Raw genomic sequence first — 21,258 nt, 5'->3', positions numbered from 1 at the left:
GCACACAAGAGGAGAAAGTCAACTGCCCGCACAGGAGCACGCCCTTTGTGGGAGCGTCGCGATCACCATCAATGCCCCCGCCACCGCAGCGTCTCACCGACCAGCGACTCCAGCCGCTGAATGGCCTCGCCGTCCAGCGCCGCACGCCCCTTGCCGATGCTGCCCGCGCGCACGCCGCTCACGGCCTCGGCCCGGGCATCGCGGCCCGCCGGCAGGTCCAGGAAATCGACAATCCGGCCCAGCTCCTCCTGCGGACGGCTCACGAAGTCCTCGTAGCCCACCTCCAGCCACCGGCTCGAGTCCATGGCCTCAAAGGCCTGGCGGGACTGCTCCACGCAGCGCTGCCACTGGATGGCGCAGACCTCATCCAGCGGATGCCGGGCCAGGAGGTCGTCCATATCGTCCATCTGCGGGCCCCAGAAGGCCAGGCGCTGCTCCCGGGAGAAGAGCCGATAGACCCGGCTCCAGAAGTAGCGACCGGCGTAATACGGCAGATCCGTGGCCGGCACGAAACGCGCCTTGCGCGCGAGGTAGGGGATATCCAGCGGGGCGGTCCAGCGGGCCATGGCCGAGCCCACGGCATCCAGCCCGTCCCGCCGGATGAAGAGATACTTCGCCTCCGGAACCACTGCATCCACAAAGGGCACGCGCAGGGAGTTGGCGCAGGTCTTCTCGACGACCGTCTCCACCCCATAACGCCGCGCCACCCAGTCGAACTGCCGGCGGATATAGCGCCGCACCGGCTCTATCGCCCGCTCCGGCGGCAACTCATCGGAGGGGTAGCGCTGGTTGCCGTGGCGCCACATGTAATTAATCTCATCGCAGGACCAAGTGGCCACGCCGTCCAGGCTGCACAGCACATCGCGCAGCATGTTGGTGCCAGAGCGGGGCGCGCCGATGATCACAACCGGCTGATAACCCGGCTCCCTCATGCCGGCTCCCCGAGTTCCCGATAGTTACTCCAGTACTGCTCCTGGACGGCGCGGATATCGGAGGCCTCCTCCACCAGCTGGCGGGGAGTGCAGCCCAATATCAGACAATAAAGGTGTCCCTTGCCTGGCCAGAAATCATTGGTCATCGTTTTCCCGGCTTTCCAGCGCACCGATGAAGTTCGGCGTCGGCAGCACAAGCGGCCCGGCCAGACTACGGCCCGTGATATTGGTGACCATTTCGCGAATGGCGCCATACACCAGCGCCGCGCCGTACTCGCAGGCCAGCTTCTCGTGTCTTTCCGCGGGGTAGTCCTCCGACACGGAGACGATACCCACCGCCTGTACGTCGAGGATGTAGGGACAGCGGGGCTCATCCTCCGCCTGGTGGGTCCCGAACCCCACGGCGACCCACCAAGTGCCATTATCTTCGTCGCGACCGTGATCCAGACCCCATTGCAGGGTCTGTCCATCGAACCGGAAGTCATCCGCCCTGTTTTCGGACTCGAGGTCGGTTTCCACGTGCACCCGCACGAACTGGATACCGTGCAGGGTAAGCGGGCTGGGCTTCATGCGACCGCCTTCCTCCAGCGCTGGATATCCACCACCTTGGGATGCGGGCTCACCGGCCCACCGGTCACCCTCTCAGGGCGGATCTGATGCTCCAGCGTACGTTTGATCGCCGAAATGCGGTCATACGCGAATTCGTCGACCGGCCGTCGCTGCGGCAGCACAGCACCTAGTCGAACCTCCTTGAGCGCCGCCAGGCGGATCAGGTTTTCGGGTTGTTCGAGACAGATCCGCACCAGGCTGTCCATCGCCTCGCTCTGGGCGATATCGTCATTTTCATAGCGGGAGAACCCAACCTTGCCGCCCCCGAACAGCTCAGCCGCTTGCGCCTGCGTCAGACCCATAGCGCGGCGCGCCTGGCGCATCTCCGCCCCCGTAAGCAAGCCCTCCGCACGTTTGCGAAACGCGATCATGGCCCGCTTGTTCGCGCGGGCCTCGGCTTCCCTCGCAATCTCGGAGCCACACACGCTACAAACGGCATAGTGCAGCGGCAGGGTCCCGTGGACACCGGCATGCTCGACTCGCTGGCTACCTTCCACGGGCTCGAGCCGCCCCTCACCACAGGCAGGACAGACGCGCCGCTCATTGGCGTTGGACTGGCTCATATCACGTTCCCTCCGGGTGGTTGGAGACCGAGAACAGCACAGTGCCGGTCTTCGCAACGCAGAACTTCAAGTAGTAAGTGACGGGCATCGTCCCTCGAACAGCCTCCAGCCACTCCTCCCGAGTGACCTTATAGGTGTCGCAGGCCGCCCACGGGCCATTTGGCTTCTGCACGCACCACTGCGCACCCAGATAGCTGCCCTGTCGAATGGCCAGCTCGACCAGCCGGCAGACGTCGGATACCTCAAGACTCCATTTCTGGGCATCCCGAATGGCGCCACGGCTCCAGAAAGCCAGCTCGTCCGCCCTGGTGAGCGCCAGCACGGCTTTCGCGTCATAGAGAGGACCACCCACAATCGAGCGATCCTCGTCCTCGTCTGGCGGAGTCCCCTCGTAGGCACTGACGTTGACCGGCCCATTTATCATTATGATAAGCCTTCCCTGACAACCCTTCAATCACTTCCGATCAACCTGCCACAGACCCCAAGAAGCCCCTCATGCGGGCCCCCCGAATTCCCGATAGATATTCCAGTACTGCTCCTGGATGGCGCGGATATCGAAGGCCTCCTCGGCCAACTGGCGGGCAGCTTGCCCCAAAGTCAGGCGCTTTTCCTCGTCTTCCAGGAGCTGGACCACCCGGGCATGCAGGGCATCCACGTTCCGATCCGGAACCAGATAGCCGGTCTCGCCATCGCGCACCGCCTCGCGAACGCCCGGGACATCAAAGGCCACGGTGGGCAGCCCGGTGGCGGCCGCCTCCATCACCGCCCGGGGCACGCCCTCGCGGTAGTAGGAAGGAAAGAGCATCAGATCCGCCTCCGCCAACCGAGGTCCCACATCGGCCAGGCGCCCCAGGTATTCAACACTGCCCTGCTCGCGGATCCACTCCGCTGTCAGCCCATCGGGATGGTCCGGCTCTTCCTCACCGGCCAGGAGGAAGCGCACCCCCGGCCACCGCTCCCGGACACGGCGCGCCACCTCGGCAAACTCCGGGATGCCCTTCTGGCCCAGCAATCGGCCCATCATGATGACCACCGGAGCAGTCTGACGGCCCGCCCGATCAATGTACCCAAACCGGTCCAGGTCGATGCCGGAGCCCCCGATCAAACGCGCCCGCTCCTGCGGCACCCAGCCGCGGTCAAGGAAGAGCTGCCGGTCGTCCCGGTTCTGGAAAATCGTCACATCGCTACGAGGGAGGGCCGCCCGGTAGCCCAGCCCGGCCAACCGTGCGACTACACCGCCAGTAATAAAGGCATGCCCAAGGCCGGTGATGGTATTGACCACCGCCGGCGCAGACCCAAGCACCTGCCGCGCAGCCAGAGTACCGACCATCACCGGCTTAGCGTGGAAGTGGTGCGCCAGCGTCGGCCGCCACTGGCGATAAATCGCCCGCATCCGCCACCAAGCGCGCCAGTCGGTGCCCGGAGCAAGGCCGCCTCGATTGAAGGAAACCGGCTCCAGCACGGCACCCAGGCCGGCCAGATACCGCGCTTCCTCATCATCAGCGGTAGCCAGAACCACACGCCAGCCGCCCTCCAAGAAGCGACGAATGATCGCCTCCCGAGAGCTGGTAAGGGCGTAGCCGCGGTTGGCCGCAAAGGCAACAGTCTCCGGCATCCCTATGCGCGCTGCCACACTGCCCCGTCCGTGAAGACCGAATCCACACGCACGGTCGGCAGCTCTTCCGGGTCCGCTCCCGGCACATGCCAGCGCTCCAAGGCGAAGGCCACCAAGTGTTCCTCGCGCCGATCCATCAGGTATCGCAACCTTTGGTCGCGGCAGCCCTTCGCCTCCACCTTCCAGCCGCGTTCGTTCCAGACATACGCCTCGGCCCGATCCAGGAACTCCTGGAGCTCCTGAACCTGGTACAGACGGTTCATGCCGGTGGCCTCGTATGTGTCCTGGATCTTGTCGACGGCACGTCCGTCGGAGGCGGCCTTGTTCGTGCCTTCACGCATCAGCACGAAGTTGCCCAGCCGGCGCTTGATGTAATCAGCGGACTCTGCGTCGATATCCTCTTGGTCGTTCTGCGCGACGATGTGTTCGCGGTGGTAGAAATCGTTGTACGTATCCGGGTCACGCCGGCTCAGCAGCTCGGGCAGTGGTTTGCTGTGCCGCTTCGATTCGCAGAGCGACTGCTCGTAGCTCGCGAGGAAGAACTTCAATCCCGGCCACTCGTAGAAGTCCCAGGACTCGTCAGCCTCCAGGACCAGATTCTTGATCATCCGGCGGCGGTCCGCGTTCTCACGGACAAACGCCCGCAGGCGCTCCTGAAGCGACTCCGTGGTGAACTCGCCACCGGGCACGTTGGGATCGCCGTGGAAATAGTCATACGCAAGCTGAAACAGCTCGCTCTGGCGTGAATCGGAGCGGCTCGCAATGCCTAGGACGTAATACCGGAAGTTGAGCTTCTCGATGAGCTCCAGAGTAACGGCACGTCTCTCGCCATTGCTCTCCCGGTAGTAAAGGGCGACGAGCAGCGGCAGCACGGAAGCGAGCCGTGGATGGAACGACACACGCTCCCGCCAGATCGATTCCGCCGTCTTCTCCGAGACCGCCTTCCGGCTGTAGAGCGCGCGAAAAGTCTGGGCTCCGTGCCGAAGCAACCGCACGAATGCAGACAACCGACGATAACCCCCTTCACGGGACTCCTGCGCGACCTGTGCCTTGAGACCCTCGTAAACCGGGCCGCTCTTGCGGGCCCGCGGGTCACCGAAGGGAACCCAGCAGGACTGGAGAAACATCTGCTCCTCGTCGTTGGTGGTCATTCCCACGGCATTGAGGTCGGTAAGAATGCCCGCCCACGCCTTGTTCACCTGCTCATGCAGATCCGGCATCCCGTGGCGGTTGGCGTAGTAGATGAGGAAGTTCTTGACCTTATCCAGCTCGCTTAGCGGTTTACCGCGACTGTTGATCACCTCGAACATCAAGCCGATTTCGGTGCCGTTGCGCGGGGCATAGAAGAGAAACCCCATACGGCGGGTCACGGCATGATGCAGCGCCTCCAGGCGCTCCCGGTCATACGCCTTCAGGTATCGATCCACCTGATGGGCAGCCTGCAAAAGGTTGGTCTCCGCCTTATTCCTCGGCGGGATGTGTTCGTTCGGGATCTCCGACTTCAGGCACAGCTCTCGGAATAACGCCGTCGTATCCGTATTCAGCTCCAGCCGCGGCCGGGTAGCCCCGACACGTTGCCTGCTACGGATGAAACGGTCGCGCACCTCTTCCAGATCAATGCCCCCAACCCCCTCCGAATCTCCGAGCGCCTCAAGCCGCAACGCTAAGCGGCCAAGGAGCAGGACCAAGGTGGTCAACCGTTGCTGACCGTCCACTATCTGGTAGGTCCCATCCGGCTCATCGGGCCGCGCCGCCACCACCGTCCCCGTAAAGTGCGTCGCATCGTGCAACAGGAGGTCGGAGATATCCTCCAGCAAATCCTCTCGGTGTTCGTTCTCCCAGGAATAGCTCCGCTGGTAATCGGGGACCTGGAAGAAACGATCTTCTCCATGCTCTTGGAACAGTTCTTCTAAGGTTATCAGTTCACTCATCCCTTTAGCGCCATTCTCTCAACCACATCTAGAACATTTCGGAGACGCGCACCTCCCACATCCCGTGGATGCGGCGAGGTCAAAGAAACCTTCGTTCCGCAACCGTCGCTCGCCCAGCAGCTCCTCTTCCCACTCCCGAAGGGGACCGCGCAACCAATGCTTGCTGAGCACGCCGAAGCCGATCTTGCGCCGATCCATCAGCTCCCGCGGCACCTAGCCATTCAGCACCTAGCGCAGTAGACCTGCTATCCGCGTCAGCTGATAAATCTCGTACGATGGCATGAATGCGGTAGCCGCCCTCAACCATTCCGGAACGCAAGGCCCCCGCGGAAAATACAGTAGCGACCGAGAGTCGCCCCCACCGCCATAACCCCCTGCCCGGACGGTCTCCGTACACCTACACACCGCACCAACTCAACAAACGGTCGCCGCCCCCGCGACACACACCTCTTTAGCGGAAAGGAATCGTCCTTACGGCTTAATAGCGGCACGAATTAGTTCGCAATATTCACGGCCCCACGCTTCCACGGAAAAATGCGCCTTGGCATACTCCGACGCATTCCGGCCTATGCGGCTACAAAGTTCGCGAGATTTAAGGCACTCCTGAATCTGGAGCGACCACGCTGCCGGATCATTCAACGGCAGGATCCAGCCCGTTTGACCATGTTGCACGATCTCAGGCATTCCGCCACGATCACTCACCATAACGGGAAGGCCAATCGCCATAGCCTCCTGTACGGCGTTCGGGACACCCTCATCCTTCGAAGGCATCACGAGCAAATCAGCCTCGGACATAAGCTGGTGTACATCGTCACGCCAGCCTTCAAAACGCACTACCTCATCCAGGCCCTGTGCGGTGATGTCTTCGCGCACTCGCGTCTCGTAAGCTGCCTCCAACGTCCCACCCACGAAGCGCACCTCGAATTGACCCGTCCCGGAAGCCAGCTCCCCTAACGCACAAACGGTCCAAGTTTGGTTCTTGTTCTCGCACAGTGCTCCAACCTGAATAATCCTGAGTGGCCGTTTCTGTCCCGCGCGCTCCAGGTCATCCCAATCCTTTCTGGGAAGGACTTCCAGCCGAATCCCCGGAACGAGGCCCCTAATCTTCTTTTTATATCGCGCAGCCGCCTTATCGCCGAAAATAGCATCGGCGGCAGCTCGATATTGCAGAATAACTCGCGACGACCAAGCCAACCCCAGGCGGAGCAGCACCGCGACCAGCCCTGTCGTTCTCGGCTCGCCGTCTATATCCCACACAATGGGCTTCCCGCTCAGCACAACACCTAAACCGGCAAACGCGAACCCCTTGCTAGACCGGATCCATACAACCTCGCCTCCGTACCCATTGATGATGCGCCAAACCCTAATGTTCTGGCGAAGCAAATTGGCAACAACCTGCAAACGGAATAGTATGCTGCCCTTGAGCAATACACCGCCCCGACGCGACAATACTTCACCCGTCCCGACCTCAATTACCGGACACCCCATCTCTTGTGCAGCGCGCCGCAGGTCAGTGTCCCAGCTTGTCGCGATCACAGCCTCCACACCTTCCTTACGCGCAGCACTGGCGAGGCTCAACAGCCGCCTCGGACCTCCGGTCAATCCGCGAGGATTGCTTATATAAGCAATCATTCTGGTCACTCTTTTTATACCCCTTGCATATGCCAATCTCGCCTCGGCAAGACTCTATGTCGCTTCGCTGATCCTATGAAATAGGTCATCAGTATGAGTACAGCCGGGAAGAAGCCGTGCACAAAGCTGTATACATGATCGGAGTTTGGCTGGAAATAAAAGATTAAGCAAATAAACCCGATAATCACTACGGGATTCCGTGGATTTGCCTTGTATAACAGCACCGCCACCTTCATGATCACGCCATAGACAAGAAAAAGAATAAAAACGCCCGGATACGAAAAATTCCAATATGCCTCCCCGACCGGCCCCGCCGGAATTGTATTCAGTGGATTACCGAATATTTGGGTTGAATTCATCCGACCTACTGCAGGCGGCTTCTCTCCCCACAGAGCGCTAGGGATAATTACGAACGGGATTGAAAGGTAGGACTCGCCATACAGATAGGGCACGCGTTCCGGAACGGCGCCAAGCACCGCCAACTGCCCGTTGTTCGCACCCGCTAACCGCTGCATCTCAGATACGGAAGCCTCCACCGCCTCAGCAATTCCAAATTCCAGTGCCACCGCATCCAGTGCATCCGCGCGCATAGTCGCTGTACGAAACTCTCCAAGACCACCAATTGTAATCAGGGAGACGACCGCGCCGACGGCAATCGCTTTATAGGGCACTTTCTGATAATGCAGCATCCATACCGCTCCGATCATGATCAGCGGGCCAATCGTTCCGCCCCTTGACCCCGTCGCGGCGAATTTGAATGCTAGCGCCGCGAGCACGAGAACCCAAAACACCGGTCGGCGCACCGCCCGCCCATCGCATGCAATCCACGCCAACGGCGCCATCACACCAATGCTCGCAAGCAGATTCCAGTGCGATCCGATTTGCGCGCCTATCCTTTCATCGGACGGGAGACCGCGCTGCATCAGCACCTGATCTAGGCCGCCACCGATAGTCGCCAGAGTCAGCACGCCACAGCCCGCTAATCCTACCCACATCGCTGACTTGAGTGCGGGCGCCCTAGCACGCCGCTCCGAAAGCACCGGCACGGAAATCCGAGGACAAATAGCATACCCGATGACAAGACTGACTATCGCCATCGCCTCGAGCAGGAACGACGTCGCGACGACGGCGTTGAGCTCGGATCCGGTCGCGCGTAAAGCCACGTGATAATCAAGGCCAACTGCGGGCAAGACTACCCCGCCTTTCAGAAGGCCCATCACACCCACCCAAAGCACGTAGAACATCAAGGGGTGGAAGAACGATGGTCGCGGACGCGCCAGCGTAAATGGCAAGGCTAATGCCATAAGGTACGCACTAAACGCACCATACAAGACCATCCGGCTGCCCTCTGCTGACATCAACGAGTATGGCAAGGTCACCACAGCCATTATCACGAGCAGAACCAAGACGCAGCCTCTCTCGGCGAGCGTCATGGCGACGAACGGTGATCCCCTTGGCCGCCGAAGCCACGGGCTCATCGTGAATCTCCGCTTGCATTCCCTTCCATTATTATCATCGATGTCCTCAAAAGGTGTCCGTGCGACGTCCTAATCCATTGACGATACTGACGATACTTCGGATAAAAAATCTTACGCGACGTGGGATGATCCAGGGCCGCCCCAATACCCAAACGCTCCCCGCCGAAAGTTTCCCGTGGGCACGCAATTCTTTGAATAGCCATGGAAGCATTTCGGCTTTTCGATCACAGGCCGCTTGTTTACTCAAAGTTCGAGTAAGAAAACCCGTACGGGCTGCTGCACTCATCAGATGACGGTGGTCCTCATACCACCTGCGGCTGAATAAGGCCCCACCCGGACGGCTCAGCCCCTCACCCGGCCTCAGATGGCGCTCACACACAACCTCATTGGCCACGATCACTGGCAGCACCTGGCCGGCATGAAGCATCCAGCTTATATCTTCCTGAACCTCGTAGTCTTCCTCAAAGGCGTATTCGCGGAAAACGCCCGTAGGTGCAAGCACCGTGGAGGTATTAACTCCGCCATAGCCACAAAAAAGAAGGTGATCTATCGGCAGACCCAAAGGAACAGCTTTCCGAGGCCTGTCAAAAAAATGACGGCCGTTGTAATAAACCGCCTCTCGACCGACCACAATCGCTTCGCGTAGGCTTGCCTCTCCAAGCACCGCAAATTGCACCGCAAGCTTACGCGGCAGCCATACATCGTCGTCATCCAGCAGCGCCACCCAGTCCCCCTTCGCCCGCCAAATCCCGTAATTCCGTGTTGCGGAGGCATTGCCCCGACGCGGAGCTTCGAGGAAACGAACCCGCTCATCATCCAGCGCAGACAGCAGACGATCTTTTTCAGCATCCGGGCCGTCGTTGGAGACGATCACTTCCATGGGTGGCAGCGTCTGGTCCAGCGCGCTTCTTACCGCGCGTACTACTTCTTCGTGGCGCCGGTACGAGGGGATTACTACTGAAACTCGCTTAACGAAGTCTCGATTATAGGGCGAAGAAGCGTCCATGAAAGACACGCCTTCCAAGATTAAGACACCAACCGAAAGGGAAAACTATTAATAATAGGATTAATATCAACACGCGGGGGACGTTCAACATTGGCCGCGGCACAGTCGACATCCTTCATTCCCCTAACAACAAACTTTCTCCTCTTTCGCCCCCAGATTCCCAAATGATGGTCATCAAACTTAAAGTCGCCCCCTCCGAGCCGATCACTAAAGCTCAACCAGGAGCTCCTGACACCATAAGCGTCGGCCAATATCAAACCATGGAGCGACGAGGAAAGCACGGCAGAAGAACCAGCAACAGCTTTAATTACGAAAGCAATTGGGGACCTGGGATCCAATATTTCAAATACCCCTGAATCACGCTCAGTAAACACCTTCCTTGCTAAATCCAATTCTTTATAATGCGGGATAACAAGAACCGGGCCATGCCTTGAGTCCACCTCAACCTCATCCCAAAGGTAAGGAACCAGCAATGCTGGATCACCATATATCTCAGGAACTGCCTTGACACCTAGTCGCAACAGTAGACTTCTTGTAAGAGGACCTCGCACCGAGCAAATCTCAGCTTTTCCAAGGTGAGAACAAGAATTTAACAATCCCTTTGAACCCGCGCCCCAGACAAAAACATTTCGGCCGCTGACTCTCTCTATAAACTTTGCAGACTCAAGTATACTGCCCATTCCAACGAGAATCGGCTTGAAAGGCGACCGAAAAGCGAACGGTCTACCCGCATGCGACACGGAACATGATGTAAGCTTCTCTATAAGTGGACGATTAAGCGCATCACCGAAATTAGTACGCGTCTCAGCCGTTGATGACCAATGAACAAGTAAGTTACTCATAAATTGCCGAACTTAATCAAGTCAGTTAGAACATCCAATTGCTGAAAAATAAATATTTAGTGGCTTATTGAAATTTTCTCTTGGCGCCAATTACGAGCGTCTCAATACCAAGGTTCTTTTTAACTTTAAATCTTAAGTAAAACTTCAGCCAAACAAGAGAGATGACGGTAGCAGTGGCGGCGCCAGCCATTCCAATAAATGGGATCATGACAAAGTTGGACACTAAGTTTATTAATGCGGCACCAGTAAACCCCTGCATAACATCTCGTTCATGCCCGGTCATATTAAGAAGAGGGCCAACCTGCCCAACAACCACATTCAAAAGTTGACCGAGAGAAAGAATTGTTAGCGCCGGCGCACCAACGGCATATTCGTCGCCAAACACCAAAGTCAGCAATTCTTCTCCGCATAGGATAAAGAGAGAAACCGGCGGCAATGCCAACAGCAAAATAGCTCGAGAACTCGTCGTCGCCAGTCGCTGAAGCCGCTCCTGGTCGCCCCGCTGATAGAATCGCGCAATATGGGGCAGCGCCAACTGGTTCATAGCCTGCAGCCCGAAGATTACCAGCAATGCCACCTGAAATACGGCGCGGTAGATGCCCACTTCCTCGTCCGAGCGGAAGATACCCAGAATGATTAGGTCCGCGTAGTTGTTGATCAACTGGAGCCCGGTAATGAGCGCGAGCGGTATAACCGCCATGCGCCAGGCACCGAATTCATAAATCGGCTCCGGCTTTTCCGCCAGTTCCGCCGGCCGCGAACGCCGCAACAGCCAGGCACCGACCACGAATGCGATCACCGCCGCCGTCACATACAGCCCCATTGCCTGCTGGGCCGTCATCCCCTCTTCCGACACGATGAAGGCGGCGCAGATACCCACCAGCGCCAAAAGTAGCGCGGGCCGAATAATGCTCTCGGGGAATTGGCCCTGCACCACCTTGCGCAGACCCCGCAGACAGGCCCCGCGCACATTGGCCAGGGCGATCAGCGGGATCAGGGCAATGCCCACGGTCAGGGTCGCCACCCGTGAGCCGTCACCGCCCACGTCGGTGAACAGCAGTATCCCGCCCACCACCACGAGAGCCGCCAGGGAGAATAAGGCAACGGCGACATTCCCCCAGCGCCAGAGGCCTCGCATCAGCCCGTAGTTGCCGTCAGCCTGCGCCTTGGCGGTCTCCCGGATGATTAGTTGCGGCACGCCCACCTGGGCGGGGATGGCCGTGAGCATCAGGATGGCCAGGGCGAAGGAATAGACCCCGTAGCCCTCCGGCCCCAGCGTACGCGCCAGCGCCACCGCCACGAGAAACGCGAGCACCGCGTGCCCGGCCTTGATCACCAGGCTGCCGATGCCGCCCCGGATGAGTTGTGCGCGCAGACCGTCGCCGTTAGTCAGCCGACGGAGCTGCTGTGCCCATCCCGCACGGACATCATTCATCCGGCAGACGCCCCCTAGTCCGCCCCTGACACATGGTGGCTCCCTGCATTGCCAAGTACGCGCACAGGGCACTTAGTCGGAAAAACCGATCGCTCGCCAAAGGCGCTTCACATCATCGATGCTGCGAACCTTGACGGTCCACTCACCCGCCGAGTTCTCTTTGGCCGATTCAAAGGCTTCTTGAAGCTTCGCTCCCGAGAAGCCTGGAGTGCTGACGCCCGGCGCGCGGAAATAGAACAGTAGCCAGCGCTGGTTGACGATGAAGGAGTACGGCTGCTCGCTGCTGCCGGCCCGGTAGAAGCGGAAGTCCCGGACCTCGCCCTTCCATTGGGGGTGGCATTCGTAGCCGCGCAAGGCGGCGGCGCAACCGACGATGTAGAGGAAGGCCTCGCGGGTGTCCGCGTCGGTGATGGCGTCGTGCCATTCGCCGATGAGCTCGGCGTTGTGCATATGTTTGAGCATAGCGTTCGCCGGGGGGCCGGCTCCTACGTTCGCGCGCGAGGCGCGCTCCTACCGGGGGGTTGGTTCCCGGTGCATTGCGCTTCGCTTCATGCACCCTACGCGGGGAATGGCCACCGCCGGGGTGTAGGAGCCTGCCTCGCAGGCGATCTCCTTCCTTCGGGCCGCCTAGCCCACGAGCGCTTCGTCTTCCAGTCGTCGGATCTGGCGGGAGAATCGCTGGGGACCGCTGTTCTCCAGCCACCGCCTTGTCGCGGCGATGTGGTAGGCGACCTGGAACAGCGTCCACGTCAGCAGAAAGGACATCGCCAACTGCGCCAGACTGATCGCCCCGGCTGCGGTGAGGATTTCCCGCAGCTCGTCCCGAACGGTCTCGTCCGGATGGGACTCCACGGCGTCGTGGATGCGTGATGCCTCGTCCCGCTGTTCTGCGTGGTCCAGGAACGGGCGCATGACAAGGAAGCGCACCAGGGTCATTTGGTGTGTCTGCCGAATCAGCGCATTAAGCAGCCGCTCTGCCTCGCGGTACGCCGGTGCGTTGAAATCGATGCGCCCATCCGCCGCCAGGAGGAAGAGGCGGTGGCGCTGCGCGAAGAGCATCGCGCGGGTCTTGTCGATGCGGTACTGACGGTAAAGCCAGGCCCAGAGGATGTAGAGTCCGAGCAACGCGGCAATCCCTTCGAAACCCAGGGTCATGGCCGATCCTCCCTCCGTGTCTTGCCGCTCTCCGTCAGTCCGCTGCTGCCACGGTTCGGGTCGATTCGTTCCCGGCACTCGCGGAGCTCGCCTTGCAACCGTCTGACTTCCTGTTGGCGGAAGCGGTCTACGCCGTCGGGGGCGGTAGGGCGGATGAAGGCCGAAGGCCGGAATCCGCCGGGGCTCCGGTGCATTGCGCTTCGCTGCATGCACCCTAGCCGGGGAATGGCCGCCGCCGGGATGTAGGAGCCTGCCCGCAGGCGAATCTTCGCGCGCGGGGCGCGCTCCTACGAGTTCTTGTCCGCGTTTTCGCCGAGCTCGGCCTGGAGCGCGGCGATCTCCTCGCGGATGCTCTCGTATTCCATCATCCGTCGGGCCAGATACCGCCGGGTGATCTGCACCTTTTCCGTCACGCCCTTGGGCGTGAGCTTGTAGAGGTAGGCGAGCTTGTTGTCGCTGCGCCGGAAGTTCTCCGCCTTGACCAGACCCTTCTCCTTGAGCCCCTTGAGCACGTAGTTCACCTTGCCCACCGATACGCCCATGGCCTCGGCGAGCTGACGCTGGTTCATCCCCGGGTTGGTCTCGAGGAGCTTGAGGAGGTGGTAGCGGGTGGTGTCGGACATTTGGGTATAGGGCCCGGGGGACATGGTGCATTGCGCTTCGCTTCATGCACCCTACGCGATGACCGTTCGCGCGCGCGGCGCGCTTGTATGTTTCTCCCGGCAGGCCTAGAAAAGGGTCTGTCGGGGTGGAGGGACGAGGCGCGCATCTGGCTTATGGCACAGACAGTAGGAGACATCGTCCCACCCCTCACCTCAAACGCCGATAAGGAATCGTTCGGCTCGGCACCGACGATAGATGGCAAGCCAGCGTTCGGTGAGTACCCCGACAGACAGCTCCACGCTAGCCCGGGAGGTGGATCATGGCAATGTCGGTGACCGCTCAACTCATCGGTGTGGACGTCGGCAAAGCGCAGCTGTGGCTCAGCGTCAATGGCGAGCCCGCCCAGCGCTGCGCCAACGAGCACTCGGCGATCCACGAGTGGCTTCAGAGCCTGCCAGCACCAGCGGCATTCGCATTGGAGGCCACCAACGACTACCACCTTGCCTTGGCGCTGGAAGCCCACCGCCAAGGCCACCGCGTGTACCTGATCAGCGGCTATCGCCTCAATCGCTATCGCGACAGCATCGGTGGCCGCGCCAAGACCGATGCCGGCGACGCCCAGCTGCTCGTGCGCTACCTCGAACGCGAGCACGACCAGCTAACCCCTTGGACTCCACCCCCCAAGGGCTACCAGAGCCTGCAGAAGCTGCTGCGCCGCCGCGCAAGACTCGTTCGCGCCCGCGTGATGCTGGAGCAGAGCCTGGGGGGCGTGACCGAACTGCAGGCCAGCCTCAAGCCACTGATCCGCGCCATCCAGCGGCTCGACACTACCCTACAGCGGCTCATGGACAAGGCCATCGCCACCGCCGGATGGGCAGCGCACCGGCGGCGCTGTCAACAAATCGAAGGCATCGGCCCGATCACCGCCGCCGCCCTGACTATGGCCTTTCACCGCGGCGCCTTCCGAAGCAGCGACGCCTTTGTCGCCTTCCTCGGACTCGATGTACGCGTGCGCGACTCCGGACAAAAACGAGCACGCCGTCGGCTCACCAAACAAGGCGACCCAGAGCTGCGGCGACTGCTCTACATGGCCGCCCTCCAGGCAAAGTCCAAGCCCGCATGGAGCGGCTACTACCAGCGCTGCCTCGCACGCGGGCTCGCATGCGTCCAAGCCCTCAATGCCCTCGCCCGAAAGCTCGCTCGCCTCGCCTTCGCGCTGATGAAAAACCAAACCGAATACCAGCCACATATACCTTGCGAGCAGACATAGAATCTCCTACATGGGGGTTTCGCTCCCGGTGCATTGCGCTTCGCTCCATGCACCCTACGGGGTCGATCGCTTCGGCTCGGGCCGTCTGTTCGGACACGCTACCGCCGGGACGGTGACACCTTGGGAGGTCCGTCTGGCGGTGTGTTCAGTCCTTGAATGAATAGGATTGAATCATGGCGAGGATTACGTCGCAAGGGTGGGGGCCGGGATGTAGGAGCCTGCCTCGCAGGCGAACCTCTGCGCGCAAGGCGCGCTCCTACGGGGGGTTTGACCCCGGTGCATTATTGCGCTTCGCTCCATGCACCCTACGCGGGGAATGGCCACCGCCGGGATGTAGGAGCCTGCCTCGCAGGCGAACTTTCGCGCGCGGGGCGCGCTCCATGCACCTTACGACGGCTTGACCCAACCGCGTTGGCGCAGGTCGTCGATGAGCCGTTCGACGAACGCGCTCAGGGTAGGCACGTATTCATGGCCCGCCTGGAGGGCATCGGCCAAGGTCGTTGGGTCCTCGATGTATTCGTGGACCATTTGACTGCGTAACTTACGCAGGGCGAGCCAATCGTCGCTGGAAGGGATGTAGCCGAGCTTTTCCGCTCGATCGAGGTTATCGATCACAGCACCGGTTCGCTCCCCGAGCGCGTTGAGGAAGACAGGAAGCAGCTTATCGCCCAGTGTGTCCTGCAGGCGGCCGAATCGGCTGACAAAGGCCTCTACCCGCTCGGCTTCATCCACGTTTTCCGCAAGGCCGCGCGCACGCGCGGCCGTGAATGGCTGAGCGAACACGCGCTGATCGGTGCTCAGTAGGTGTTGTTGTTCGCGTTGCACCACGCGCGCGAGGAACCGCAGGCGCTCCAGTTGCTCGGGCTCTATCCTCACAGCAATTGCCCCTCCTTCTCGGCTATGCGATGAACGGGGCCGCGGGCCACGTTGGGAGCAGACAGGAGGACATCCACCGCGCGCCCCTCAAGGCGACGGCTCAGCCTGGCCGAGAGCCGCGCGGACAGCACCGCCGGGCGCTCGACGGGTTCGTCTAGCTCGACAAGTACATCGACATCGCCACCCCGCCGCGCATTGTCGAGGCGCGAACCGAACAACCGAACACGCGCGCCAGGGCCGCACTCGCGGCGTACCACCTCACGGATCGCCTTGATATGTTCGGGGCTCAGGCGCATGCCTTGATTGTAATGCACCTCCGTACCGCCGACTATCCGGGCTCGTGTCGTGGTGCATTGCGCTTCGCTCCATGCACCCTACGCGATGAACCTTCGCGCGCGGGGGGCGCTCCTACACGGGTTTGTTGCCGATTATGGGGGCGACGGCGGCGGCGTCGGCGAGGAGCTGGTGGTCCTGGCCGGCGGGGCGGAGCAGGGTCAGGCCCGCCGGGAGCTCGCCCTCGCGGGTGGTCATGGGCAGGGTGACGGCCGGCCAGCCGAGCATGTTGGCGGTGAGGTTGGAGAAGGTCATGGCGTCCTGGGTGGAGACGGTGCCGCTGGGCAGCTCCACGCTCTTCTGCCCCACCTTGGGGGCAACGGTGGGCAGCGTCGGCATGCAGATGAGGTCGTAGCCGGCGGCGATGCCGGCGATGTGGCGGCCGTAGAAGGCGCGGAAGCGCTGGGCGCGCAGGTAGGTGGTGGCGCCCACGTGGCGGCCGGCCTCGAGCTGGGTGCGGATGGTGACGTCGAAGTCCTCGTAGCGCGCGCCGAGCAGCGCCTCGAACCGGCTGGCGGCCTCCGGGTACATGATGGCGAGCCAGCTGCGGTGGGCCTCGCGGGTATATTCGAGATCAAAGCGGCTGATCCGGTGGCCGGCGGCCTGCAGGGCCTCCAGGGAGCGTTCGAAGCGCTCCGCCACTGCCGGGTCGAGCGCTAGATCGGGGAAGCGCGCGACGCCGAGATGCAGCCCTACCGGGGACGGGGACGGCACCGTGGTATCGGCGTCCGCGGCGAGGACGGCGGCGACGACGGCGGCGTCCGCGACGCTGCGGGCCAGCGGGCCGACGTGATCCAGGGTCCAGGAGAGCGGGACCACGCCGCCGGTGGGGATGCGATCGAACGTGGGCTTGAGGCCCACCAGGCCGCAGGCGGCGGAGGGGATGCGCACGGAACCGCCGGTGTCCGAGCCCAGGGCCACGGGGACCAGGCCCGCGGCCACGGCGGCAGCGGAGCCGCTGCTGGAGCCGCCGGCGAGGCGGTCGGTGTCCCGGGGGTTCCTTGCCGGGCCGGTCGCGGAGACCTGCCCGGTGCCCCCGTAGGCGAGCTCGTGCATGTTGGTCCGGCCGATGATTACGGCCCCCGCGGCGCGCAGCCGCGCCACAGCGTCGGCGTCGGCGGCCGCCACGTTGTCCCGCAGGGCCTCGCTACAGGCGGTGGTGGCCAGGCCGGCCATATCGAAGTTGTTCTTCAGCGCCACGGGGATGCCGTGCAACGGCCCCCGGTCGGTGCCGGCGGCGCGTTCGCGGTCGGCGCGCTCGGCGGCGGCCAGGGCCTCCGCCTCGAAGACCTCGACGAAGGCGTTGAGCCGTGGGTTCTCGGCGGCGATGCGATCGAGGCAGCCCCGGGTGAGGGTGGCCGAATCCAGGCTGCCGTCGCGCAGGGCCCGGCCCAGGGCGAGGACGCCCTCTGCAGTGGTGCCGCTCATGCCCCGCCCTCCCCGGCCGCGCCCGTCGCCGGCTCGTAGGCCAGGGGCAGGTCGGCGTCCAGCCGCCTTTCGTCGATGGCGTCGACGCCGTCGATGTAGGCGACGAAGCCGCAGATGGTGTCCACCTCGTCGGCGGCGATGCCACGCTCGCGCAGCGACCGCGCAAGCGCCTCGATCCTGTCTTCCATTGCCGTCTCTCCTCTAGACGCCGAGCATCTCCTGGACCAGCTCGGGGTTGTGGCGGATCTCCTCCATGGGCAGGCGCTGCTCGATGCGGCCCTTGTTCATGAGGTAGCACTCCGTGGCCAGGCCGCTGACGAAGTCCAGGTTCTGCTCGGCGAGCAGGATGGCCACGCCCTCGCTGCGGTTGAGCTCGCGGAGGATGCCCTGGATCTCCTGGATGATGGAGGGCTGGATGCCCTCGGTGGGCTCGTCGAGGAGCATGACACTGGGCTTGAGCGCCAGCGCCCGGGCGATGGCCAGGATCTGCTGCTGGCCGCCGCTGAGGTTCCCGCCCATGACGTGGGCGCGCTCGCGCAGCGCCGGGAACTGCTCGAACGCGCCCTCCACCGCGGCCCGGGCATCGTGGCCGCAGGCGTGGGCGGCGACCTCGATGTTCTCGGTGGTGGTCAGCCGCGGGAAGATGTCCCGCCCCTGGGGGACGTAGGCCACACCGAGCCGGGCGCGGCGGGCCGCCGAGGCCGGCAGCGCCTTGCCCTGTAGCGAGGTCGTGCCCGAGAGTGCGGGCAGCACGCCGGCGATACACTTCATCAGCGTGCTCTTGCCCACGCCGTTGCGCCCGAGCACCGCCTTGATCTCGCCGGCGCCGAGATCGAGGCTGACGTCCTCGATGATGGTCGCGGAGGTGTAGGCGGCGGAGACGTTGCGTACCTCAAGCATCGGTCGGCCTCCCGAGGTAGATGTCGAGCACGCGCTCGTCCTCGCGGAGCTCGTCGATGGTGCCGCTGGCGAACACCCCACCCTGGTGGAGCACGGTCACTGGCGCGGCGAGCTCGCGGATGAAGTCCATGTCGTGCTCGACCACCACCACGCCGGCGAACTGCGAGATGCGCTGGAGCATGGCCACGGTGTGGCGGCGCTCCTCGCCGGTCATGCCGGCGGCGGGCTCGTCGAGGAAGATCAGCTTGGGCTCGAGGCAGAGCACCACGCCGATATCCAGCCACTGCTGCTCGCCGTGGGAGAGCGCGCCACCGCTCTCCCCGGCCCGGGCGGCGAGGCCGATGGTCTCGAGCACCAACTGCACCCGGCGCTCGGCGGCGGCCTTGTCCCGGAGCTTGCTGTAGGCAGCGAGCCAGAGGTTCTCGCGCACGGTGCACTCCTCGAGGATGCGCGCCACCTGTAGCTTGATACCGAGGCCCTCACGGACGCGGCGGTACGGCGCCCAGCCGGTGATGTCGTTGCCCTCGAAGAGCACCCGGCCGTCGTCGGGCTTCAACAGGCCCAGGCAGGTGTTGAGGAAGGTGCTCTTGCCGGCGCCGTTGGGGCCGATGAGGCAGTGGATGCCGCGGTCGTGGAACTGCAGGGAGACGCTGTCGGTGGCGGTGACGCCGCCGAAGCGTTTCTGCAGGTCGACGGTCTCGAGGATCACGCGGCCGGAGACCTCCCGGCCGAAGAGCTCGTCGACGCCGGACAAATCGCCGCGCACGGCACTCGTGGCACCCTCCCCCTCGCCATCACCGCGGCGCCAGCGCCAGCGCGCGGCGATGCCGAGCAGGCCCCGGGGGGCGAGGAGGATCAGCAGGATCAGCCCGGCACCCAGCACCAGGGTGGTCTGGCCACCGACCACGCCGCCGCCGAGCCAGAACGAGAGCCCACCGACGAACACCGCCCCGATGAAGGCCCCCCACAGCGTGCCGCGGCCGCCCACCAGGACGTAGATGGGGATGACCAGGGCCTGGGTAACGCTGAAGATGTTGGGGCTGACGTACATTGCCCAGGCGCCGTAGAAGGCGCCACCGATGCCGGCGATGGCGCCGGAGAGGACGAACAGCACCAGACGGTAGAGGCGGACGTCGTAGCCGAGCAGCTCGGTCTTGAGCAGGTTCTGGCGGACGCCGCTGATCACCAGGCCGAAGGGCTGGCGCAGCAGCGCCAGCACACCGACGAAGATCACCAGTGCCACGGCCAGAGTGGCCAGGAACGTCCCGTGGGGCGAGAGCGGCGCGGCGCCGTCACCGAAGCCCAGGGTGAGCATGGGCACGGTGGTCATGCCATTGGCGCCGCCCACGTAGGCCTCGCCCACGTGGAAGGTCAGCCCGACGGCGGCGGTGTACATGATCAGCACCAGGGTGTAGGTGATGATGGTGGTCTGCAGCGGCCCCAGCCGGCCGTAGAACAGGAAATACGCCACCAGTGTCGCCGCGAGCGCCCCGATCAACGCCCCGGCGACCACGCCGATGAGCACGGTGCTGCCCACCAGCGGCGCCAAGTTGGTCCCGGCGATGCCGTAGGCGTAGGCCCCCAGGCCGAAGAACGCCGTGTGGCCGAGGCTCAAGTCCCCGCCCTTGCCCCAGACCAAGTCCAGGCCCAGGGCCACCAGGCCGAAGGCGAGCCAGGAGGTGGCGATGTGGGCGATGTACTGATCCGCGTTCCAGCCCAGCGCCGCCACCGCGGCGGCCACGACCAGGGGAATGCCCCACCAGGTGAATCGTCCGAGCATGTCAGAGCTTGCCACGCCACCCCCTCGAGATACCGCTGGGGAAGAAGCGCAGGATGACGATGGTGACGAGGAAGAAGGCCACGTCACCGGCCACCGAGGTGTAGATGCTGCTGGTCAGGCTGGACAGCCCACCGAGCCCGCCCATGGAGGCGAAGGTGCCGGTGAGCGTCAGCGGCCCGGCCACCACCACCGCCAGGAAGGCCTTGGAGACGAAGGCCAGGCCCATGTCCGGCGTCGCGGGGAAGGCCGGTACCAGCAACCCGCCGGCGAGCCCGGCCAGGGCCGCGCCCAGGCTGAAGGTGATGGTGTTGATGCGCTTGGTCTCGATGCCCACCGAGGCGGCCATGGAGGGGTTCTGGATCGCCGCCCGGGCCATGATGCCATAGCGGGTCTTCACGAAGATGAGATACACCGCGGCGAAGATCACCACCGTCGCGGCGGTGAGGAAGAGGTAATACACCGGCATGGAGTAGCGGCCCACGCTGAACGAGCCCATGGGCAGGCCGATGCCCGAGGTGGAGGCGCCGAAGACCAGGATGGCGCTTTGATAGAGGATCATCCCGAGGCCCCAGGTGGCGAGCAGGGTGTCGAACAATCGCCCGTAGAGGAACTGGATGATCGCCTTCTCGACGATGGCGCCGAACACCGCGAGCGCCAGCGTGGCGAGCACCACGGCGAGCGGGAACGGGATCCCCGCCTTGGTGGCCATGAGCGTGGCGTAGGCGCCCATCATCAGGAACTCGCCGTGGGCGAGGTTGATGACGCCCATCATGCCGAATATGACCGCGAGCCCCACGCTCGCGATCAGCAGAAAGCTGACGCTGAATATCGCCGTCAGGGCCGTTGAGGCCAGCTGATCGAATCCCACGC

23 protein-coding genes are annotated in these 21,258 nt (G+C 63.0%); 1 reads left to right on the top strand and 22 read right to left on the bottom strand.

Annotated elements, in window-relative coordinates; genetic code table 11:
* Nucleotides 1-68: 68 nt before the first annotated feature.
* The 15 genes from ACQ754_RS00555 to ACQ754_RS00485 form a co-directional block, all read right to left on the bottom strand.
* A complete protein-coding gene (locus ACQ754_RS00555; protein ID WP_440995032.1) occupies nt 69-932 on the bottom strand; it encodes a sulfotransferase family protein in 864 nt (287 codons plus the stop codon).
* A gap of 135 nt (nt 933-1,067) precedes the next feature.
* Nucleotides 1,068-1,502 (bottom strand): hypothetical protein, encoded by a 435-nt coding sequence (locus tag ACQ754_RS00550; RefSeq protein ID WP_440995031.1) that lies wholly within the window; start codon nt 1,500-1,502, stop codon nt 1,068-1,070.
* The gene (locus ACQ754_RS00545) at nt 1,499-2,104 is read right to left on the bottom strand and encodes a type II toxin-antitoxin system MqsA family antitoxin (protein ID WP_440995030.1); all 606 of its coding nucleotides are present in this window, start codon (nt 2,102-2,104) and stop codon (nt 1,499-1,501) included. The genes ACQ754_RS00550 and ACQ754_RS00545 overlap by 4 nt, the downstream gene beginning before the upstream one ends.
* A gap of 1 nt (nt 2,105) precedes the next feature.
* Nucleotides 2,106-2,528, bottom strand: coding sequence for a hypothetical protein (locus ACQ754_RS00540; RefSeq protein WP_440995029.1), 423 nt, complete (start codon nt 2,526-2,528; stop codon nt 2,106-2,108).
* Nucleotides 2,529-2,597: 69 nt separating this feature from the next.
* Nucleotides 2,598-3,719, bottom strand: a complete 1,122-nt coding sequence (locus tag ACQ754_RS00535) for a glycosyltransferase family 4 protein (protein WP_440995028.1) — start codon at nt 3,717-3,719, stop codon at nt 2,598-2,600.
* A 2-nt stretch (nt 3,720-3,721) separates the two neighbouring features.
* A complete protein-coding gene (locus tag ACQ754_RS00530) occupies nt 3,722-5,650 on the bottom strand; it encodes a DUF262 domain-containing protein (protein ID WP_440995027.1) in 1,929 nt (642 codons plus the stop codon).
* An 18-nt stretch (nt 5,651-5,668) separates the two neighbouring features.
* Nucleotides 5,669-5,863 (bottom strand): asparagine synthase-related protein, encoded by a 195-nt coding sequence (locus ACQ754_RS00525; protein WP_440995026.1) that lies wholly within the window; start codon nt 5,861-5,863, stop codon nt 5,669-5,671.
* Nucleotides 5,864-6,121: 258 nt separating this feature from the next.
* Entirely contained in the window at nt 6,122-7,228 is a 1,107-nt protein-coding gene (locus ACQ754_RS00520; RefSeq protein ID WP_440995025.1) for a glycosyltransferase, read from the bottom strand.
* Between the two features lie 68 nt (nt 7,229-7,296).
* Nucleotides 7,297-8,688 carry an O-antigen polymerase gene (locus tag ACQ754_RS00515; protein ID WP_440995024.1) on the bottom strand — a complete coding sequence of 464 codons (1,392 nt, stop codon included), beginning with the start codon at nt 8,686-8,688 and terminating at the stop codon, nt 7,297-7,299.
* A 118-nt stretch (nt 8,689-8,806) separates the two neighbouring features.
* The gene (locus tag ACQ754_RS00510) at nt 8,807-9,766 is read right to left on the bottom strand and encodes a glycosyltransferase family 2 protein (RefSeq protein ID WP_440995023.1); all 960 of its coding nucleotides are present in this window, start codon (nt 9,764-9,766) and stop codon (nt 8,807-8,809) included.
* Between the two features lie 20 nt (nt 9,767-9,786).
* The gene (locus ACQ754_RS00505; RefSeq protein WP_440995022.1) at nt 9,787-10,446 is read right to left on the bottom strand and encodes a polysaccharide pyruvyl transferase family protein; all 660 of its coding nucleotides are present in this window, start codon (nt 10,444-10,446) and stop codon (nt 9,787-9,789) included.
* Nucleotides 10,447-10,672: 226 nt separating this feature from the next.
* A complete protein-coding gene (locus ACQ754_RS00500; protein ID WP_440995021.1) occupies nt 10,673-12,043 on the bottom strand; it encodes a flippase in 1,371 nt (456 codons plus the stop codon).
* Between the two features lie 72 nt (nt 12,044-12,115).
* Nucleotides 12,116-12,505: a hypothetical protein gene (locus ACQ754_RS00495; RefSeq protein WP_440995020.1), complete on the bottom strand. Its 390-nt coding sequence runs from the start codon at nt 12,503-12,505 to the stop codon at nt 12,116-12,118.
* Between the two features lie 165 nt (nt 12,506-12,670).
* Nucleotides 12,671-13,198 carry a hypothetical protein gene (locus ACQ754_RS00490; protein ID WP_440995019.1) on the bottom strand — a complete coding sequence of 176 codons (528 nt, stop codon included), beginning with the start codon at nt 13,196-13,198 and terminating at the stop codon, nt 12,671-12,673.
* Between the two features lie 287 nt (nt 13,199-13,485).
* Nucleotides 13,486-13,821 (bottom strand): MarR family EPS-associated transcriptional regulator, encoded by a 336-nt coding sequence (locus ACQ754_RS00485; RefSeq protein WP_440995018.1) that lies wholly within the window; start codon nt 13,819-13,821, stop codon nt 13,486-13,488.
* A gap of 305 nt (nt 13,822-14,126) precedes the next feature.
* Between ACQ754_RS00485 and ACQ754_RS00480 the strand changes: the two genes are divergently transcribed.
* Nucleotides 14,127-15,071: an IS110 family transposase gene (locus tag ACQ754_RS00480; RefSeq protein ID WP_440995651.1), complete on the top strand. Its 945-nt coding sequence runs from the start codon at nt 14,127-14,129 to the stop codon at nt 15,069-15,071.
* A gap of 387 nt (nt 15,072-15,458) precedes the next feature.
* Here ACQ754_RS00480 and ACQ754_RS00475 read toward each other — a convergent pair whose 3' ends face one another.
* The 7 genes from ACQ754_RS00475 to ACQ754_RS00445 form a co-directional block, all read right to left on the bottom strand.
* The gene (locus tag ACQ754_RS00475; protein ID WP_440995017.1) at nt 15,459-15,947 is read right to left on the bottom strand and encodes a hypothetical protein; all 489 of its coding nucleotides are present in this window, start codon (nt 15,945-15,947) and stop codon (nt 15,459-15,461) included.
* On the bottom strand, nt 15,944-16,261 hold the full coding sequence (locus ACQ754_RS00470; protein WP_440995016.1) for a nucleotidyltransferase family protein: 318 nt from the start codon (nt 16,259-16,261) through the stop codon (nt 15,944-15,946). The genes ACQ754_RS00475 and ACQ754_RS00470 overlap by 4 nt, the downstream gene beginning before the upstream one ends.
* A gap of 94 nt (nt 16,262-16,355) precedes the next feature.
* Nucleotides 16,356-17,708, bottom strand: coding sequence for an amidase (locus ACQ754_RS00465; protein WP_440995015.1), 1,353 nt, complete (start codon nt 17,706-17,708; stop codon nt 16,356-16,358).
* Complete coding sequence (locus ACQ754_RS00460; protein ID WP_440995014.1) at nt 17,705-17,896, bottom strand: hypothetical protein; 192 nt, start codon at nt 17,894-17,896, stop codon at nt 17,705-17,707. The genes ACQ754_RS00465 and ACQ754_RS00460 overlap by 4 nt, the downstream gene beginning before the upstream one ends.
* A gap of 13 nt (nt 17,897-17,909) precedes the next feature.
* The gene (locus tag ACQ754_RS00455; protein ID WP_440995013.1) at nt 17,910-18,608 is read right to left on the bottom strand and encodes an ABC transporter ATP-binding protein; all 699 of its coding nucleotides are present in this window, start codon (nt 18,606-18,608) and stop codon (nt 17,910-17,912) included.
* A complete protein-coding gene (locus ACQ754_RS00450) occupies nt 18,601-20,403 on the bottom strand; it encodes an ABC transporter permease subunit (RefSeq protein ID WP_440995012.1) in 1,803 nt (600 codons plus the stop codon). The genes ACQ754_RS00455 and ACQ754_RS00450 overlap by 8 nt, the downstream gene beginning before the upstream one ends.
* Nucleotides 20,390-21,256 (bottom strand): ABC transporter permease subunit, encoded by an 867-nt coding sequence (locus ACQ754_RS00445; RefSeq protein WP_440995011.1) that lies wholly within the window; start codon nt 21,254-21,256, stop codon nt 20,390-20,392. The genes ACQ754_RS00450 and ACQ754_RS00445 overlap by 14 nt, the downstream gene beginning before the upstream one ends.
* Between the last annotated feature and the right edge of the window lie 2 nt (nt 21,257-21,258).

Origin of the sequence: Arhodomonas sp. SL1, assembly GCF_052060015.1 — a bacterium.
Taxonomy (GTDB): Bacteria; Pseudomonadota; Gammaproteobacteria; order Nitrococcales; family Nitrococcaceae; genus Arhodomonas.
This window is presented reverse-complemented; position numbering and strand designations above follow the sequence as displayed.

Bases quoted from the DNA above. Each gene is read 5' to 3' on its own strand.
- ACQ754_RS00555 (WP_440995032.1), bottom strand. From the start codon at position 932: ATGAGGGAGCCGGGTTATCAGCCGGTTGTGATCATCGGCGCGCCCCGC.
- ACQ754_RS00550 (WP_440995031.1), bottom strand. From the start codon at position 1,502: ATGAAGCCCAGCCCGCTTACCCTGCACGGTATCCAGTTCGTGCGGGTG.
- ACQ754_RS00545 (WP_440995030.1), bottom strand. From the start codon at position 2,104: ATGAGCCAGTCCAACGCCAATGAGCGGCGCGTCTGTCCTGCCTGTGGT.
- ACQ754_RS00540 (WP_440995029.1), bottom strand. From the start codon at position 2,528: ATGATAAATGGGCCGGTCAACGTCAGTGCCTACGAGGGGACTCCGCCA.
- ACQ754_RS00535 (WP_440995028.1), bottom strand. From the start codon at position 3,719: ATGCCGGAGACTGTTGCCTTTGCGGCCAACCGCGGCTACGCCCTTACC.
- ACQ754_RS00530 (WP_440995027.1), bottom strand. From the start codon at position 5,650: ATGAGTGAACTGATAACCTTAGAAGAACTGTTCCAAGAGCATGGAGAA.
- ACQ754_RS00510 (WP_440995023.1), bottom strand. From the start codon at position 9,766: ATGGACGCTTCTTCGCCCTATAATCGAGACTTCGTTAAGCGAGTTTCA.
- ACQ754_RS00505 (WP_440995022.1), bottom strand. From the start codon at position 10,446: ATGGGCAGTATACTTGAGTCTGCAAAGTTTATAGAGAGAGTCAGCGGC.
- ACQ754_RS00500 (WP_440995021.1), bottom strand. From the start codon at position 12,043: ATGAATGATGTCCGTGCGGGATGGGCACAGCAGCTCCGTCGGCTGACT.
- ACQ754_RS00495 (WP_440995020.1), bottom strand. From the start codon at position 12,505: ATGCTCAAACATATGCACAACGCCGAGCTCATCGGCGAATGGCACGAC.
- ACQ754_RS00490 (WP_440995019.1), bottom strand. From the start codon at position 13,198: ATGACCCTGGGTTTCGAAGGGATTGCCGCGTTGCTCGGACTCTACATC.
- ACQ754_RS00485 (WP_440995018.1), bottom strand. From the start codon at position 13,821: ATGTCCGACACCACCCGCTACCACCTCCTCAAGCTCCTCGAGACCAAC.
- ACQ754_RS00480 (WP_440995651.1), top strand. From the start codon at position 14,127: ATGTCGGTGACCGCTCAACTCATCGGTGTGGACGTCGGCAAAGCGCAG.
- ACQ754_RS00465 (WP_440995015.1), bottom strand. From the start codon at position 17,708: ATGAGCGGCACCACTGCAGAGGGCGTCCTCGCCCTGGGCCGGGCCCTG.
- ACQ754_RS00460 (WP_440995014.1), bottom strand. From the start codon at position 17,896: ATGGAAGACAGGATCGAGGCGCTTGCGCGGTCGCTGCGCGAGCGTGGC.
- ACQ754_RS00455 (WP_440995013.1), bottom strand. From the start codon at position 18,608: ATGCTTGAGGTACGCAACGTCTCCGCCGCCTACACCTCCGCGACCATC.